The sequence below is a fragment of the Pseudomonas sp. MWU12-2020 genome (genome assembly GCF_023100605.1).
GTDB classification, from domain to species: Bacteria; Pseudomonadota; Gammaproteobacteria; order Pseudomonadales; family Pseudomonadaceae; genus Aquipseudomonas; species Aquipseudomonas fluorescens_H.
Genome location: NZ_JALMEX010000004.1, coordinates 224,837 through 242,354 on the forward strand (window position 1 = coordinate 224,837; position 17,518 = coordinate 242,354).

General features: G+C 60.7%; 15 protein-coding genes. 8 read left to right on the forward strand and 7 right to left on the reverse strand.

Annotation, left to right across the window (positions count from 1 at the left end; genetic code table 11):
* The first annotated feature begins 17 nt into the window (after nt 1-17).
* Nucleotides 18-2,243, forward strand: a complete 2,226-nt coding sequence (ppk1, locus tag M0814_RS11385) for a polyphosphate kinase 1 (protein ID WP_003229347.1) — start codon at nt 18-20, stop codon at nt 2,241-2,243.
* A 168-nt stretch (nt 2,244-2,411) separates the two neighbouring features.
* On the opposite strand, the gene ppx is transcribed toward ppk1, so the two are convergent.
* The 5 genes from ppx to M0814_RS11410 all read right to left on the reverse strand — a co-directional run bounded on the left by ppx (nt 2,412) and on the right by M0814_RS11410 (nt 6,997).
* A complete protein-coding gene (gene ppx / locus M0814_RS11390) occupies nt 2,412-3,914 on the reverse strand; it encodes an exopolyphosphatase (RefSeq protein WP_003229345.1) in 1,503 nt (500 codons plus the stop codon).
* 235 nt (nt 3,915-4,149) lie between these two features.
* Entirely contained in the window at nt 4,150-4,887 is a 738-nt protein-coding gene (locus M0814_RS11395; RefSeq protein WP_103483657.1) for an amino acid ABC transporter ATP-binding protein, read from the reverse strand.
* Nucleotides 4,874-5,524: an amino acid ABC transporter permease gene (locus tag M0814_RS11400; protein WP_103483656.1), complete on the reverse strand. Its 651-nt coding sequence runs from the start codon at nt 5,522-5,524 to the stop codon at nt 4,874-4,876. The genes M0814_RS11395 and M0814_RS11400 overlap by 14 nt, the downstream gene beginning before the upstream one ends.
* Nucleotides 5,521-6,189, reverse strand: a complete 669-nt coding sequence (locus M0814_RS11405) for an amino acid ABC transporter permease (protein WP_103483655.1) — start codon at nt 6,187-6,189, stop codon at nt 5,521-5,523. Before M0814_RS11405 ends, M0814_RS11400 begins: the two co-directional genes overlap by 4 nt.
* A gap of 22 nt (nt 6,190-6,211) precedes the next feature.
* Nucleotides 6,212-6,997 (reverse strand): transporter substrate-binding domain-containing protein, encoded by a 786-nt coding sequence (locus tag M0814_RS11410; RefSeq protein WP_103483654.1) that lies wholly within the window; start codon nt 6,995-6,997, stop codon nt 6,212-6,214.
* A gap of 256 nt (nt 6,998-7,253) precedes the next feature.
* Between M0814_RS11410 and M0814_RS11415 the strand changes: the two genes are divergently transcribed.
* From M0814_RS11415 to M0814_RS11440, 6 genes are all read left to right on the forward strand, one after another.
* Nucleotides 7,254-7,961, forward strand: a complete 708-nt coding sequence (locus M0814_RS11415) for an FCD domain-containing protein (RefSeq protein ID WP_045122669.1) — start codon at nt 7,254-7,256, stop codon at nt 7,959-7,961.
* A gap of 120 nt (nt 7,962-8,081) precedes the next feature.
* Nucleotides 8,082-8,411 carry a thioredoxin TrxA gene (trxA, locus tag M0814_RS11420; RefSeq protein ID WP_003206727.1) on the forward strand — a complete coding sequence of 110 codons (330 nt, stop codon included), beginning with the start codon at nt 8,082-8,084 and terminating at the stop codon, nt 8,409-8,411.
* Nucleotides 8,412-8,658: 247 nt separating this feature from the next.
* Complete coding sequence (gene rho, locus M0814_RS11425) at nt 8,659-9,918, forward strand: transcription termination factor Rho (protein WP_003229334.1); 1,260 nt, start codon at nt 8,659-8,661, stop codon at nt 9,916-9,918.
* A gap of 141 nt (nt 9,919-10,059) precedes the next feature.
* The gene (locus M0814_RS11430) at nt 10,060-12,015 is read left to right on the forward strand and encodes an acyltransferase family protein (protein ID WP_103483653.1); all 1,956 of its coding nucleotides are present in this window, start codon (nt 10,060-10,062) and stop codon (nt 12,013-12,015) included.
* 80 nt (nt 12,016-12,095) lie between these two features.
* Nucleotides 12,096-13,562, forward strand: a complete 1,467-nt coding sequence (gene ubiD / locus M0814_RS11435) for a 4-hydroxy-3-polyprenylbenzoate decarboxylase (protein WP_003229330.1) — start codon at nt 12,096-12,098, stop codon at nt 13,560-13,562.
* Complete coding sequence (locus M0814_RS11440; RefSeq protein WP_103483652.1) at nt 13,562-14,530, forward strand: CDP-6-deoxy-delta-3,4-glucoseen reductase; 969 nt, start codon at nt 13,562-13,564, stop codon at nt 14,528-14,530. Before ubiD ends, M0814_RS11440 begins: the two co-directional genes overlap by 1 nt.
* A gap of 23 nt (nt 14,531-14,553) precedes the next feature.
* Here the strand turns inward: M0814_RS11440 and M0814_RS11445 are convergent, their stop codons facing one another.
* The gene (locus M0814_RS11445; protein WP_103483651.1) at nt 14,554-15,030 is read right to left on the reverse strand and encodes a sn-glycerol-3-phosphate transporter; all 477 of its coding nucleotides are present in this window, start codon (nt 15,028-15,030) and stop codon (nt 14,554-14,556) included.
* A 354-nt stretch (nt 15,031-15,384) separates the two neighbouring features.
* Here M0814_RS11445 and M0814_RS11450 point away from each other — a divergent pair, with 354 nt between their 5' ends.
* Nucleotides 15,385-16,053 (forward strand): gamma-glutamylcyclotransferase, encoded by a 669-nt coding sequence (locus M0814_RS11450; RefSeq protein WP_045122668.1) that lies wholly within the window; start codon nt 15,385-15,387, stop codon nt 16,051-16,053.
* Here the strand turns inward: M0814_RS11450 and glpT are convergent.
* Nucleotides 16,029-17,378: a glycerol-3-phosphate transporter gene (gene glpT, locus M0814_RS11455; protein ID WP_003229323.1), complete on the reverse strand. Its 1,350-nt coding sequence runs from the start codon at nt 17,376-17,378 to the stop codon at nt 16,029-16,031. The genes M0814_RS11450 and glpT overlap by 25 nt on opposite strands.
* Nucleotides 17,379-17,518: the final 140 nt, after the last annotated feature.

Here is a 17,518-nt window from a genome sequence, read left to right on the forward strand (position 1 = left end):
CCTCCCAGGAACATTCGATGAATACCGAAGGACTCACTGAAACTGCAGTAAAAGAAGCTCAACCGGTGGTGGAGCAAATCACCGAAACCCCGCCGGAACTGGAGCCTGCGCCACCCGCGCCGGTCACCGAACCCGTCGCGGCGGCGCCAGTGATTGCGATCCCGGGGCTGGATGACAGCAGCCTGTACATCCACCGCGAGCTCTCGCAACTGCAGTTCAACATCCGCGTGCTGGAACAGGCGCTGGACGAGTCCTATCCGTTGCTGGAGCGGCTGAAGTTCCTGCTGATCTTCTCCAGCAACCTCGACGAATTCTTCGAGATCCGCGTCGCCGGCCTTAAAAAGCAGATCACCTTCGCCCGCGAACAGGCCGGTGCCGACGGTCTGCAACCGCATCAGGCGCTGGCGCGGATCAGCGAGCTGGTGCACGGTCATGTTGACCGCCAGTACGCGATTCTCAACGATATCCTGCTGCCGGAGCTGGAAAAGCATCAGGTGCGCTTCATCCGTCGCCGTCACTGGACGACCAAGATCAAGACCTGGGTGCGCCGCTACTTCCGCGATGAGATCGCACCGATCATCACCCCGATCGGCCTCGACCCGACGCACCCGTTCCCGTTGCTGGTGAACAAGAGCCTGAACTTCATCGTCGAACTGGAAGGCATCGACGCCTTCGGTCGCGACTCCGGTCTGGCGATCATCCCGGCACCGCGCCTGCTGCCACGGATCATCAAGGTTCCGGAAGAAGTCGGCGGCCCGGGCGACAACTATGTGTTCCTCTCGTCGATGATCCACGCCCACGCCGATGACCTGTTCCAGGGCATGAAGGTCAAGGGCTGCTACCAGTTCCGCCTGACCCGAAACGCCGACCTGGCACTCGACTCCGAAGACGTCGAAGACCTGGCGCGCGCTCTGCGTGGCGAGCTGTTCTCGCGGCGCTACGGTGATGCGGTGCGTCTGGAAGTCGCCGACACCTGCCCGAAACACCTGTCGGACTACCTGCTCAAGCAGTTCAACCTGAGCGAGACCGAGCTGTATCAGGTCAACGGCCCGGTCAACCTGACCCGTCTGTTCAGCATCACCGGCCTGGACAGCCACCCGGAGCTGCAATACACGCCGTTCACCCCGCAGATCCCGAAACTGCTGCAGAACAGCGAGAACATTTTCAGCGTCGTCAGCAAACAGGACATCCTGCTGCTGCACCCGTTCGAGTCGTTCACTCCGGTGGTCGACCTGTTGCGCCAAGCCGCCAAAGATCCGCATGTTCTGGCCGTGCGCCAGACCCTGTACCGTTCCGGCGCCAACTCGGAAATCGTCGATGCGCTGGTGGACGCCGCGCGTAACGGCAAGGAAGTGACCGCGGTCATCGAACTGCGCGCACGCTTCGACGAAGAGTCCAACCTGCAACTGGCCAGCCGTCTGCAAGCGGCCGGTGCGGTGGTGATCTACGGCGTGGTCGGCTTCAAGACCCACGCCAAGATGATGCTGATCCTGCGTCGCGAGGCCGGCGAGATCGTGCGTTACGCGCACCTCGGCACCGGTAACTACCACGCCGGCAACGCCCGTCTGTACACCGACTACAGCCTGCTGACCTCCGATGACGCGCTTTGCGAAGACGTCGGCAAACTGTTCAGCCAGTTGATTGGCATGGGTAAAACCCTGCGCATGAAGAAGCTGCTGCATGCGCCGTTCACCCTGAAGAAGGGCATGCTCGACATGATTGCCCGGGAGACCCAGTTCGCCCTCGATGGCAAACCGGCGCACATCATCGCCAAGTTCAACTCGCTGACCGATCCGAAGATCATCCGCGCGCTGTACAAGGCCAGCCAGTCCGGCGTGCGCATCGATCTGGTGGTGCGTGGCATGTGCTGCCTGCGTCCGGGCATCGCCGGGGTTTCGCACAACATCCATGTGCGCTCGATCATCGGTCGCTTCCTCGAGCACACCCGGGTGTTCTACTTCCTCAACGGTGGCGAGGAGCAGATGTTCCTCTCCAGCGCCGACTGGATGGAGCGCAACCTCGACAAGCGCGTCGAGACTTGCTTCCCGGTGGAAGGCAAGAAGCTGCTGACCCGCGTCAAGAAAGAGCTGGAGCTGTACCTGACCGACAACACCCACAGCTGGAGCCTGCAGTCGGATGGCCGTTACATCCGCAACACGCCAACCGGCAACCAGAACCCGCGCAGTGCGCAGGCGACGTTGCTGGAGCGGCTGGGCAGCCCGATTCTGCCGGTGAGCAGCTGACCTTCAGCCCAATAAAAAGGCGATCCTTGCGGATCGCCTTTTTTGTGCCTGTCGTTCACCCACCTGTGGCGAGGGAGCTTGCTCCCGCTGGACTGCGCAGCAGGCCCACGCTTTAAAAGAAAGGGCCGCTTCGCGCCCCAGCGGGAGCAAGCTCCCTCGCCACGAGGATCAGTGCACGGTGAGGACAATGCCAACCCGCGTCAGCCAGTCGGCTTCGAGACCAAAGTCGGCCTGAGTCAGCTGATTCTCATCCAGCCAATTCTCCGGGAACTCCACGTCGAGGTTGTCGCCCTTGGCATGCAGCGTCACTTGCGGCATCGCCTGGGTGCCACGGATGTGGTGGAACAGGATCGCGAAGCGCAGCAGCACACAGAGGCGGATCAGCTTGTCGCCGTCGTCACCGAATTCGGCGAACTTGTCCTTGGGGATGTTGCGGCGATGGCCGCGCACCAGCAGGGCGAGCATTTGCTGGTCTTCGCGGGAGAACCCGGCCAGATCCGAGTGCTCGATCAGGTAGGCGCCGTGCTTGTGATAATGGTAGTGCGCAATGTCGAGGCCGACTTCGTGGACTTTCGCCGCCCAGCCCAGCAGTTCACGCCAGATGCCGTCGTCCAGTTCCCAGTCTTTGGCGACCTGATCGAAAGCGTGCAGGGCTTTGCGTTCTACCCGCGCGGCCTGTTCCAGGTCGACGTGGTAACGCTCCATCAGCGAAGTCAGGGTGCGTTCGCGCACGTCTTCGTGGTGATGGCGTCCGAGCAGGTCGTAGAGCACGCCTTCACGCAGCGCGCCTTCGCAGTGATCCATGCGTTGCAGTTCGAGGGCATCGAAGATCGCTTCGAGAATTGCCAGACCTGCGGGGAAGATCGCCCGGCGGTCAGGTTTGATGCCTTCGAAGTCGATCTTGTCGACATCACCCAGTTTGAACAGACGACGCTTGAGCCATGCCAAACCTTCGGCATTCACTTCGCCGGTGCCATGCCCGCCGGCCTTCAGCGCCAGACCGATGGCGCGGATGGTGCCCGAGGAGCCGATGGCTTCATCCCAGGTCAGGCGGTGCAGGGCGTGTTCGATGCTCATGATCTCCAGCCGTGCCGCGGTATACGCCTGGGCGTAACGGGCCGGGGTGATCTTGCCGTCCTTGAAGTAACGCTGGGTGAAGCTGACGCAGCCCATTTGCAGGCTTTCGCGCAGCAGCGGTTCAAAACGCTGACCGATGATGAATTCGGTACTGCCGCCGCCGATGTCGGCCACCAGGCGCTTGCCCGGGGTGTCGGCGAGGGTGTGCGAAACGCCCAGATAAATCAGCCGCGCTTCTTCACGGCCGGAGATGACTTCCACCGGGTGGCCGAGGATTTCTTCGGCGCGGTGGATGAATTCCAGGCGATTGCGCGCTTCGCGCAGGGCGTTGGTGCCGACGATCCGCACGGCGCCCAGCGGCATGCCGTTGATCAGTTGGGCGAAACGCTTGAGGCAGTCGAGGCCACGCTGCATCGATTCTTCGTTGAGATGGCGCTCATCGTCGATACCGGCGGCGAGCTGCACTTTCTCTCCGAGGCGCTCCAGGATACGGATTTCACCGTTCTGGGCCTTGGCCACGACCATGTGGAAGCTGTTGGAGCCCAGGTCGATTGCGGCGATCAGGGACAGATTCTTGGCTTTGGATTGCGGCATGGTCTGGGGGTCTCGGTCGATAACCCCGCCATCGTGCCACGATCAAACGCTGGCGCCAACGCGCATGGCTCAAACCGTTGATCCTGCGCATAAAAGCTTGAGACCGCGGCGCGGCCATTCGCGAGCAAGCCCGCTCCCACAGGTTTTTGTGTCGAACACACAATCATGTTCCGCCGCAGAACCCTGTGGGAGCGGGCTTGCTCGCGAAGAGGCTATTACAGCCACTGCAAATCCTTCAGGCTGTCGTTTCGACCGTCCCAATGAAATTCGCCAGCTCTGCCGTCTGCGGATGGGCGAACAACACCTGCGGATCCCCCACCTCATGCACCTTGCCATGGTGCATGAACACCAGTTTGTCACCGACTTCCCGGGCAAAGCGCATTTCGTGGGTGACCATGATCAGGGTCATGCCTTCCTTGGCCAGTTGGCGCACCACAGCGAGCACTTCGTTGACCAGTTCCGGGTCCAGCGCCGAGGTGATTTCGTCGCACAGCAACACTTTCGGCGACATCGCCAATGCCCGGGCAATCGCCACGCGCTGTTGCTGACCACCAGACAAGCGATCCGGGAAGGCGTCGAATTTCTCTCCAAGGCCCACGCGTTCGAGCATTTTGCGCGCCAGCTCCGCAGCCTTGGCCTTTGGCACTTTCTGCACCACCTGCGGCGCGAGCATCACGTTTTCGCCGACGGTCAGGTGCGGGAACAGGTTGAACTGCTGAAACACCATGCCGACTTTCTGCCGCAGGCTGCGCAGGTCGGCGCGGGCGGCGTCGAGGTATTCGCCGTCGACTTCGATCACCCCGTCGTTGATCGACTCCAGGCCGTTGAGGGTGCGCAGCAGGGTGGATTTGCCCGAGCCGCTGCGGCCGATGATTGCCACCACCTGGCCTTCCTCGACACTGAGGTCGATGCCTTTGAGCACGTGGTGATCGCCGTAGTATTTATGCAGGGCGGAAATTCTAAGCAGAGGCATGCAGTCTCCTTTCCAGGTAGCGCGCACTGAGCGACAAGGGGTAGCAGAGCAGGAAGTAGCCGAGGGCGACGAGGCCATAGACCATGAATGGTTCGAAGGTGGCGTTGGCGAGCATGCCGCCGGTCTTGGTCAGCTCGGTGAAACCGATGATCGAGGTCACCGCAGTGCCCTTGACCACTTGCACCGAGAAACCCACGGTCGGCGCCACGGCGATGCGCAGCGCCTGCGGCAGGATCACGTAGCGCAACTGCTCCAGTGGATTCAGCGCCAGGCTCGACGAGGCTTCCCACTGACCATTGGGAATCGCTTCGACGCAGCCGCGCCAGATCTCCGCCAGGTACGCACTGGTAAACAGCGTCAAGGCAATCGCCGCGGCCATCCACGGCGAGATTTCGATCCCGGCCAGCGCCACGCCGAAGAACACCAGAAACAGTTGCATCAGCAACGGTGTGCCCTGGAACAGCTCGATCCAGGTGCGGGCAATGTTGCTCGGCAAGCGGTTTTTCGAAATGCGCATCACCAGAATCAGCAGCCCGACGAGGCCGCCGCCGATGAACGCCACCAGCGACAGCGCCAGCGTCCATTGCAGGCCGGTGAGCAGGTTGCGCAGGATGTCCCAGAAGGTGAAGTCGCTCATCGGCTGCTCCTCGCGATATAGCGGCGACCGACCCAGTTCAGCAGTTGGCGGATCAGCAGCGCCATGCACAGGTAGATCAGCGTGGTCAGCGCGTAGGTTTCAAAGGCGCGGAAGTTGCGCGATTGAATGAAGTTGGCGGCGAAGCTCAGCTCCTCGGTGGCGATTTGCGAACACACCGCCGAGCCGAGCATGACGATGATGATCTGGCTGCTCAGGGCCGGCCAGACCTTGCCCAGTGCCGGCAGCAGGATCACGTGACGGAACGCCTCGAAACGGCTCATCGCCAGTGCGGCGGCGGCCTCCAGTTGTCCGCGCGGAATCGCCTGGATGCCGGCGCGGATGATCTCGGTCGAATACGCACCGAGGTTGATCACCATCGCCAGCACCGCCGCCTGCCACTCGGAAATCTGCACTCCGAGCGAGGGCAGGCCGAAGAAGATGAAGAACAGTTGCACCAGGAATGGCGTGTTGCGGATCAACTCGACGTAGACGCCGAAGATTGCCGAGAACGGGCGGATGTTCCACGCCCGCACCAGCGCGCCGACAATGCCCACGCCGATCCCGAACAGCGCGCCAATGGCCGTCAGTTCCAGGGTAAACAGTGCGCCGCGCAGCAACAGATCGGTGTTTTGCAGCACCGGCATGAAATCGAACTGGTAAGCCATCAATTGTCTCCCGCGCGATCGATCAGAGATCGGCCGGCAGCGGCTCTTTGAGCCAGGTCTGCGAGTTTTTCTCCAGCGCGCCGTCAGCCTTGGCGGTGGCGAGGATCTCGTTGACCTTGCCCAGCAGCGCTGGCTCGTTCTTGTTCACGCCAACGTAGACCGGCGAATCCTTGAGCTTCACTTTCAGCGCCGGTACGCGTTTCGGGTTCTTCTCGCTGATGGCGACCATCACCACGTTGCCGCTGGCGATCAGGTCGACTTGCCCGGCGAGGTAGGCGGCGATGGTCGAGTTGTTGTCTTCGAAACGCTTGATGGTCACGCCTTCGGGGGCGACCTTGGTCAGCTCAATGTCTTCGATAGCGCCACGAGTGACGCTGATGGTCTTGCCTTTGAGGTCGTCGAGGCTGCTGATTGCCGCGTCCGGCGGGCCGAACACGGCGAGGTAGAACGGCGCGTAGGCGTTGGAGAAGTCGATGACTTTCTCGCGCTCCGGGTTCTTGCCCAGGCTGGAGATCACCAGGTCGACCTTGCCGGTGGTCAGGAACGGGATGCGGTTAGTGCTGTTGACCGGGGTCAGTTCAAGTTTGACCTTGAGTTGGTCGGCCAGCAGCTTTGCCGTGTCGATGTCCAGGCCACGGGGTTTCATGTCCGGGCCGACTGAGCCGAACGGCGGGAAGTCCTGGGGCACCGCGACTTTCAGCGTGCCGCGTTTGACCACGTCGTCCAGACCGTCGGCGTGGGCGGGGGCCTGGCTCAGCATCAGGCTGGCAAACAGGGCGGTGAGGAGGGCGCTGTAACGCAGGCTCATGGCAAATCTCCGGATCGGCGGGAAGTGTTTTCTGCGATCGGACAGAGCACGCGCCGTGCCAATACCCGGATTTATCCCCGGCAGGCCGCGGGTTTGCCGGGTTTGTTCGGTCTTACTGGTCTGAACAGTCAGGTGGTTTTTCGCACCTCGATAGCGCATCGACAGCGGACGCCGAACCCCGCTGGGGCACGACTTGCCGGATCCGGCGAATAGCTTTACAACTAGCCGCACCTTGGCCTGGCTCGTCTGAAAAACCATGAACTCGATCTCCCGTGCGGTACCCGAAGTGGCGCTGCAAGCGATCCGCAAACTGATCACCGAACAGGGTTTCGGCGCGGGCGATGCGTTGCCGTCGCAACGGGACCTGGCGGTGCAACTGGGGGTCAGCCGCGCGTCGTTGCGCGAGGCGCTGTCGTCGCTCAGTGCGCTGGGCGTGATCAGCATCCAGCCGGGCAAAGGCGTGTTCGTGCAGGCGCCGGTGGAACTTGGGCACGGTGAAAATGCCCCGGGCTGGCCGTTTGCGGCGCAGGCCTCGCCGCTGGATATCTTTCAGTTGCGCTATGCACTGGAGGGATTCGCCGCCGGGTTGGCGGCGGTGACCTTGAGCACGTTCGATCTGGATGCGCTGGAGGACAACGTCGCGGCGATGCGCGAGCAATTGAAGGCTGGGGACTTCGAGGCCGCGGCGAAACTCGACTTCGAATTCCACCGGCGCATTCTGCTGGCCAGCGGCAATCAGGCGATGCTGAGCATCCTCACCGCCAGCGCCGAAATCTTTCTCGAGAGTCAGAAACTACCGTTCATCCGCGCCGAACGGGCGATGGAAACCTGGCAGGAGCACCGCAAGATCCTTCGTGCCCTGGCGCGCCGGGCGTCCGCTGCCGCCCAGAAAGCCATGCAGGAGCATGTGCGCAACGCGGCACTGCGCACCGGGATCGCCTTCATCGCCCCCGCCACCGCGTGACTTGAGCTATACCCAGACTCATGGGGCGCCATAGCAAGACTCAATCATCTGCGGCTTCCTGAACAAGGGAAGGGCGGATATGATGGGCCACGTTTTTTTGCTTACAACCTGGAGAATTCCATGAGCAGCGATCTTATCAAACACGTTAGCGACGCCAGCTTCGAAGCCGACGTACTCAAGGCCGAAGGCGCTGTACTGGTCGACTACTGGGCTGAATGGTGCGGCCCTTGCAAAATGATCGCTCCGGTTCTGGACGAGATTGCCGAGACTTACAAAGGCAAGCTGACCGTCGCCAAACTGAACATCGACGAAAACCAGGAAACCCCGGCCAAGCACGGCGTGCGTGGTATCCCGACGCTGATGCTGTTCAAGAACGGCAACGTTGAAGCGACCAAGGTCGGCGCTCTGTCGAAGTCGCAACTGGCTGCTTTCCTCGACGCCAACATCTAAGCGTCGCTGCAAAGTGCCCTGAAAAAGCCCCGCAAATTGCGGGGCTTTTTGCGTATTCAGGGCTAGACGCTCCGAAATTCAGGTGGTACATTCGGCCCCGCACTGGTTTCTCCACTGCCCCCTGCTAGCCGTCGCCGACGCACTCCTTTTCGAACAAGTTCGCGATCCTGTCGCCTTCTCCGCGGCGCGGCCTCATTAAGCCAAAAGCTTAATTTCCCCCCTCCATAAATGATTACGTCATTCCTATATGAATCTGACTGAACTCAAGCAAAAGCCGATTACCGAACTGCTCGAATTGGCCGAACAGATGGGCATAGAAAATATGGCCCGTTCGCGCAAGCAGGACGTGATTTTCTCCCTGCTGAAAAAGCACGCGAAAAGCGGCGAGGAAATCTCCGGTGATGGCGTGCTGGAGATTCTCCAGGACGGCTTCGGCTTCCTGCGCTCCGCTGACGCTTCCTACCTCGCCGGCCCGGACGATATCTACGTCTCGCCGAGCCAGATCCGTCGTTTCAACTTGCGCACCGGTGACACCATCGTTGGCAAGATCCGCCCTCCAAAGGAAGGCGAGCGTTACTTCGCTCTGCTCAAGGTCGACACGATCAACTTCGATCGTCCGGAGAACGCGAAGAACAAGATTCTCTTCGAGAACCTGACCCCGCTGTTCCCGACCGTGCGCATGAAGATGGAAGCCGGTAACGGTTCCACCGAAGACCTGACCGGTCGTGTGATCGACTTGTGCGCCCCGATCGGCAAAGGCCAGCGTGGTCTGATCGTTGCACCGCCGAAAGCCGGTAAAACGATCATGCTGCAGAACATCGCCGCGAACATCGCCCGGAACAATCCTGAAGTTCACCTGATCGTGTTGTTGATCGACGAACGTCCGGAAGAAGTGACCGAAATGCAGCGCACCGTGCGCGGCGAAGTGGTTGCCTCGACCTTCGACGAGCCGCCGACCCGTCACGTGCAGGTTGCCGAAATGGTGATCGAGAAGGCCAAGCGCCTGGTCGAACACAAGAAGGACGTGGTGATCCTGCTCGACTCCATCACCCGTCTGGCCCGTGCCTACAACACCGTGATCCCGAGCTCCGGCAAGGTGCTGACCGGTGGTGTTGACGCCCACGCCCTGGAGAAACCGAAGCGTTTCTTCGGTGCTGCGCGCAACATCGAAGAAGGCGGCTCGCTGACCATTATCGCCACCGCGCTGGTTGAAACCGGCTCGAAGATGGACGAAGTGATCTACGAAGAGTTCAAGGGTACCGGCAACATGGAGCTGCCGCTGGACCGCAAGATTGCGGAAAAGCGCGTCTTCCCGGCCATCAACATCAACCGTTCCGGCACCCGCCGCGAAGAGTTGCTGACCGCCGACGACGAACTGCAGCGCATGTGGATCCTGCGCAAGCTGCTGCACCCGATGGACGAAGTGGCTGCCATCGAGTTCCTGGTCGACAAGCTGAAAACGACCAAGACCAACGACGAGTTCTTCCTGTCGATGAAGCGCAAGTAAGACGAAAGCTGTTTAAAAAGAGCGCCCCGCAAGGGCGCTTTTTTTTGTACCGGTATATTTGTATCTGGATTGAAATTTGTACGACTGATAACTTTCGCCCTTTCCTTGGACTTTGTATCCGAAAAACGAGAAAGGGCTTTCATGCACACGTTTGGCAATCGCCGTGATATCGACGGATTACGGGCACTGGCGGTTATTCCCGTCGTACTTTTTCATTTCGGATTCAATACATTCAGTGGCGGCTTTGTCGGCGTTGATGTGTTCTTCGTCATCTCCGGCTTCCTGATCACCACCATCCTGTTCCGTGAAATCAGTGCACAGCGTTTCAGCTTCGTTGATTTCTGGGCGCGCCGTGCCCGCCGCATCATTCCTGCCCTGACCGTGGTGATGCTGGTCACGCTGGCGTTCGGCTGGCTGCTGCTGACAGCCAAAGACTTTGCCGAACTGGGACGAACGGTGCGCTATCAGTCGCTGTTCATCTCCAACATTCTGTTCATGCGCGAGGACGGCTACTTTCAGCCTGCTTCCGATCTGAAGCCGCTGCTGCATACCTGGTCGCTGGCGGTGGAAGAGCAGTACTACATTTTCTTCCCGTTGCTGATGGCAGCCCTGATTCGTTATGCCCGTCATTGGCGCTGGATGTTGTTCGCCGTGCTGCTGTTGTCGTTCGGCCTGAATATTCATCACATCGGGTACAAACCGGAATTCACCTTCTTTTCGCTGCCAACCCGGGCCTGGGAGCTGCTCTGTGGCGCCATGCTGGCAGTGATCCCGGCGCCAAGGCAGGCCGTGCGTGGCTGGGTTTACCAAGGGGTGGGACTCGCCGGTCTGGCGGCGGTGCTGGTCGCGGTGTTCACGTTCGACAAGTCCACCGTGTTCCCGGGCTGGGCCGCGCTGTTGCCGGTCTTGGGCACCATGGCGCTGATCTGGTCGGGTGCGCAAGGGCCGAGCTGGACGGCGCGCCTGTTGAGTCTGCGTGCGCTGGTCTGGGTCGGTTTGCTCTCTTACTCGCTGTACCTGTGGCACTGGCCGGTCTATGTCTACGCCAACGCCATTTCCATCGACGGTATTCTGCCGCTGGAGGCGCTGGGCTGGATTGCCCTGTCGCTGGGCCTGGCGTGGCTGAGCCTGCGCTATGTCGAGTTGCCGTTCCGGGAGAAGCGTCTGCTCGCCAGCCGTAAGGCGGTGTTGACCGGGGCTGTCGCTGCCATCGTGGTACTGGCGACGACAGGCACGATGATCCGCGAGTCTGACGGTGTTCCGCAGCGGTTGACCGGCAAGGCCCTGGAATATGCACAGTCCCGCGAATGGCGGAACGGGCAGATGAAATGCATGTTGGTCACCCAGGACACGGTGCCGGACAAGGCCTGTCTGCTCGGTGACAATCAGGATGTACCGGCCACTCAAATGGTTTGGGGTGACAGTCACGCCGCTGCGCTGCTGCCGGCCATCGATAGCCATGCACGTCACGAAGGCCGCCCTGTCTGGCTGTTCAGCATGAGCGCCTGCGCGCCGGTTATCGGTAATGACCAGCGCGCGCGTTGCAACGAGTTCAACGAACACACCATGAACAAGGTGCGCAGTCTGGGAATAAAGGATGTGGTGCTGGCGTCCAACTGGAGCCTGTACATTTATGGTCGCGAGGACGGCGATAAAAATGTTTTGCTCAACTCCCGGGACAATGTCGCCCAGGCCGAACAGCGCATGGCGGCCGTGCTCAAGGCACGTGTGGCCGCCCTGCGCGAAGCCGGCGTGCAAGTCTGGCTGTTCAAGGATGTACCGCTGCAGCGCAAAGGCAGCGTCAACCGCCTCACCAGCCTGGCGCGGATCGGGCGTTCTGCCGAGGGTCTGGGTCGCCCGCTCGAAGACCATCTGGCACGCGAGCATTTCATCAGCACGCTGTTCGACGCCATGAGCGCCGCTGACCCGGGGGTCCATGTGATCGACCCGACGCCGATGATGTGCGCGAACGGCGTTTGCAACATTGAAGTCAACGGTCACTCGCAGTACCGGGACGAGGATCACCTGTCGGATGTCGGTAGCGCCCGATTGAGCCCGTTATTTGCGCCAATGCTGCTGGGCGCTAGCCAGAATTGAGCGATGCCGGGCACTGACGGGCTGCTGTTTGCCCGTCAGAGCAGGTAGGATGTACGCCTATTTTGAGGGTGCCATCGTCAATGAAATTCAAGGATCTTCGGGATTTCGTGCAGCAGCTTGAGCAGCGCGGAGAGTTGAAACGCATCCAGATTCCCGTCTCGCCGGTGCTGGAGATGACCGAGGTGTGCGACCGCACACTGCGGGCCAAGGGCCCGGCGCTGCTGTTCGAGAAACCGACCGGTTACGACATTCCGGTGCTCGGCAACCTGTTCGGCACCCCGGAGCGGGTGGCCATGGGCATGGGCGCCGAGTCGGTCAGCGAACTGCGCGAGATCGGCAAGCTGCTGGCCTTCCTCAAGGAACCGGAGCCGCCGAAGGGCCTGAAGGACGCGTGGTCGAAACTGCCGATCTTCCGCAAGATCATTTCGATGGCGCCGAAAGTCGTCAAAGACGCGGTGTGCCAGGAAGTGGTCATCGAAGGCGACGACGTCGACCTGGCGATGCTGCCAGTGCAGACCTGCTGGCCCGGTGACGTCGGCCCGCTGATCACCTGGGGCCTGACCGTCACCAAAGGCCCGAACAAGGACCGCCAGAACCTCGGTATCTACCGTCAGCAAGTGATCGGCCGCAACAAGGTGATCATGCGCTGGCTCAGCCACCGTGGCGGTGCGCTGGACTTCCGTGAGTGGTGCGAGAAGCACCCGGGTCAGCCGTTCCCGGTGTCCGTGGCGCTGGGTGCAGACCCGGCGACCATTCTCGGTGCAGTGACGCCAGTGCCGGACAGCCTTTCCGAATACGCTTTCGCCGGTCTGTTGCGCGGTAACCGCACCGAATTGGTCAAATGCCGTGGCAACGACCTGCAAGTGCCGGCCACTGCCGAGATCATCCTCGAAGGCGTGATCCATCCGGGCGAAATGGCCGACGAAGGCCCGTACGGCGACCACACCGGGTACTACAACGAAGTCGACAGCTTCCCGGTGTTCACCGTCGAACGCATCACCCACCGGATCAAGCCGATCTACCACAGCACCTACACCGGTCGTCCGCCGGATGAGCCGGCGATTCTCGGCGTGGCGCTGAACGAAGTGTTCGTGCCGATCCTGCAGAAGCAGTTTCCGGAAATCACCGACTTCTACCTGCCGCCCGAAGGCTGCTCGTACCGCATGGCCGTGGTAACGATGAAGAAGTCGTATCCGGGGCATGCCAAGCGCGTGATGCTCGGCGTCTGGTCGTTTTTGCGACAGTTCATGTACACCAAGTTCGTTATCGTTACTGACGACGATATCAACGCCCGGGACTGGAACGACGTGATCTGGGCCATCACTACGCGCATGGATCCCAAGCGCGACACGGTGATGATCGACAACACGCCGATCGACTACCTCGACTTCGCCTCTCCGGTGTCCGGCCTGGGCTCGAAAATGGGCCTGGATGCCACCCACAAGTGGCCGGGCGAAACCACTCGCGAGTGGGGCCGTGTGATCGTCAAGGACGACGCCGTCACCCAGCGGATCGATGCCATCTGGAATCAGTTAGGAATAGATTGATGCGTGTAACCCTGCAGCCCTCCGGAGCGGTGCTTGAGATACGGCCCGGTGAGCGGATTCTTGATGGTGCGCGGCGCCTGGGCTACGACTGCCCGCAAAGCTGCCGCAACGGCAATTGCCATGTGTGTGCGGCGTTGCTGGTGGAAGGCCGGGTCGAACAGGCCGGCAAGGTGCACGACCACGGCGAGTTCTACACTTGCATAGCCGAGCCGCTGGAAGATTGCATCCTGCTGTGGGATGGCGTGCTCGCGTTGGGAGAACTGCCGGTGCGCAGCCTGTCGTGTCAGGTCATCGAATGCCGGGACGTCGGCGGCGACACCTGGCGCGTGCGTCTGCGGGCGCCGGCCGGCAAGCCGCCGCGTTATCACGCCGGGCAGTACCTGATGATCGAGCGTGAGAGCGGCGAGAAGTCGGCGTTCTCCATGGCCTCGGCGCCGCACGGCGGGCGCGATCTGGAAATCCACGTACTCGCCCGCGAAGCCAGTGCCCTGAGTCTGATCGAGCAACTGCAGCGCAACCCGCTGGTGCGCGTCGAATTGCCGTTCGGTGACACTCACCTCGCCGAATTGCCCGACGGGCCGCTGGTGCTGATCGCCGCCGGTACCGGCATGGGCCAGATCCACAGCCTGATCGAACACTGCCGTGCCAACGGCTTCAAACACCCGGTGCATCTGTATTGGGGTGTACGCCGTCCGGAAGATTTCTACGAGATCGAGCATTGGGACGAATGGTTGAAGCTGCCCAATCTGTTCCTGCACAAAGTCGTCAGCGACCAGTGCGGTTGGGAAGGGCGCTGCGGGATGTTGCACCAGGCCGTGTGTGAAGACTTCGCCGATCTGAAGTCCCTGCACGTCTACGCCAGCGGCTCGCCGGCGATGGTCTACGGCACGCTGGATGCGTTAGTTGAAGCCGGCATGGATGCACACCAGATGCGCGCCGACGTATTTGCCTACGCGCCTCGATCCTGATCCGTGCGAATTGAGCCGCGCCCCTAGAAACGCACGCCGGTCGTCACCATCGCCGCATTGGCGCCGAGAAACACCAGCTCGGCGGCCAATGGGCCGTAGTGAGTGCCGACGGACGGAATGATCACCGGCGCAACGCCGTAGCGGTTCAACGGAATCTTGTCCTTGTAATCACCGCGATAGCCCTGCAACAGCCCACCCGTGACTTTCAGATACACCGGATACTCGCTGCTGTCATAGCGTTTGCCGGCATAGGCGTAATTCGATCGCTGGCGGAACGAGTTACGGAAAGTTGCCCCGCCAAATACCCAGCCGGAAGCCTGATTGCGTTCAATGCCGATCAAGTCCTGATGATTATTGTGTTCGGGGTCGGGCGAATAATGTCGGGTGTAGACACTGGTCTGTGCATACCAGAAGCCCTGGTCTTTTTGATTGTCATCCTCGGCCAGCGCCTGGTCGGTTTGAATCAATAGCAATGCGGCCAAAAGCCTTGGTTTCTTCATTGTGCAGCCTCGGTTAAACGGGATGGCTTGCGCCAGAGGAAGGCCGTTATACGTAGGCGTTCAGCGACGGGAAAGACAGAAAGTCCGACAGTTTAGTAGGAAGATTCCTGCGCTTTCTTGAACCAATCCTGAACAAGCGAAGGCTTATGCATATTTCATTCGGGTATTTAAGAAATTTCGGCAATGGTATTAGGCTATATGAAACCGCATAGCGTTGACTGATACACCCGATTTAGCGCTATCGAGCAGGTCATACATCCTTTAGCACTTTTCGTTTTAGATTTACTGCTATATGTTCTATCGAACGAATTGCGCTTACATCTTGTAATACTTGCGGGGCCGAACACTTCCGTCATGACAGCCATAGAATCTGCTTTTCTGAATCTGGCTTATCCTCCGCGGCTCGATCTGGGGCCGCAGCTCACTCACGAACAACTTCTCGCTTCCATGCAATCGACCATGGCGCGCCACAAGGGCGGGCCGGTGTGGCTGTTCGCCTACGGGTCGCTGATCTGGCGCCCGGAATGTTCGGCGGTGGAGCGGGTGCGCGGGCGAGTGCATGGCTATCATCGCGGTTTGTATCTGTGGTCGCACGAGCACCGTGGGACGCCGGAAATGCCCGGGCTGGTGTTCGGTCTGGATCGCGGCGGTTCGTGCAGCGGCTTTGCCTATCGGCTGCCGGAAGAAAATCTCGACGCTGCGCTGTACGCGCTGTGGAAACGCGAGATGCCGTTCCCGTCCTATCGCCCACACTGGCTCAACTGCCGTCTTGAGGACGGTAGCCAGGTTCAGGCGTTGGGGTTTGTTTTGGAGCGACACCTGCCCAGCTATGCCGGCAACTTGCCGGATCATGTGCTGAGTCAGGTGTTCGAAAGCGCTTGCGGGCGCTACGGCACCACTCGCGATTATGTCGAGCAGACCGCCCACGCCCTGCGCAGCCACGCCATGCCGGATCGAAATCTGGAGGCGCGGCTCAAGCGCTGCCAGTCAAAAGCCGATCAGGCGACGGCTTCACGACTCTGACTGGCGACTTGTTTGTGCCATAGCGTCGGCGCCAGGAAGGCCATCGACAGCAGGCAAGCGCCCACCAGCAGCACGAAACCACCGTCCCAGCCGAAGTGGTCAACGGTGTAGCCCATCGCCGCACTTGCCGCGACCGAACCACCCAGATAGCCGAACAGACCGGTAAAGCCCGCTGCCGTACCGGCGGCTTTCTTCGGCGCCAGTTCCAGCGCCTGCAGGCCGATCAGCATCACCGGGCCGTAGATCAGGAAGCCGATGGAGAACAGCGCGATCATGTCCACGGTCGGGTTGCCTGCCGGATTCAGCCAGTAAACCAGGGTCGCAACGGTCACCAGCGCCATGAACACCATGCCGGTCAGGCCACGGTTGCCACGGAAGATCTTGTCCGACATCCAGCCGCACAGCAGCGTGCCCGGAATGCCCGCCCATTCGTAGAAGAAGTAGGCCCACGAAGTCTTGTCGACGTCGAAGTGCTTGGCTTCTTTCAGGTAGGTCGGCGCCCAGTCCAGTACGCCGTAACGCAGCAGGTAGACGAAGACGTTGGCCATGGCGATGTACCAGAGCATTTTGTTGCGCAGCACGTATTTGACGAAGATTTCCTTGGCACTGAATTCGTCTTCGTGGCTGGCGTCGTAGCCTTCCGGGTAGTCGTTCTTGTACTTTTCGATCGGCGGCAGGCCGACCGATTGCGGGGTGTCGCGCATGGTGATGAAGGCAAACACCGCCACGCCCAGCGCCACCGCTGCCGGAACGTAGAAGGCTGCGTGCCAGTCGTTGAACAGGCCCATGCCGATCAGGAACAGCGGGCCGATCAGGCCGCCACCGACGTTATGCGCCACGTTCCATACCGAAACCACGCCGCCACGTTCCTTCTGCGACCACCAGTGAACCATGGTGCGACCGCTCGGCGGCCAGCCCATGCCCTGGGCCCAGCCGTTGATGAACAGCAGGATGAACATCATGGTCACGCTGGACGTCGCCCACGGCGCGAAACCGAAAATGAACATCACTCCCGCCGAAACCAGCAGACCGAACGGCAGGAAGTAGCGCGGGTTGGAACGGTCGGAGACCAGGCCCATCAGGAACTTGGACAGGCCGTAGGCAATGGCGATGGCCGACATCGCCAGACCCAGATCGCCACGGCTGTAGCCTTCGTCGATCAGGTACGGCATGGCCAACGAGAAGTTTTTGCGCAGCAGGTAGTAACCGGCGTAACCAAAGAAGATACCGGCGAAGATCTGCCAGCGCAGGCGTCGGTAAGTACTGTCTATTTTTTCTTCAGGCAATGGAGCCTGATGTGCGGCAGGTCGAAAGAAAGCAAACATTCAAGAGCTCCAGATTTCTTGTTTTGACTGCGGATGCGAATGTTACAGTTTCGTTACCGAAAATAGCACCGGTTCGCATCGGCAAAACAGCGGAAAATGTTGGAAGTCGCACGTTCTTTTACGAACCTGTCGCTCAGCTG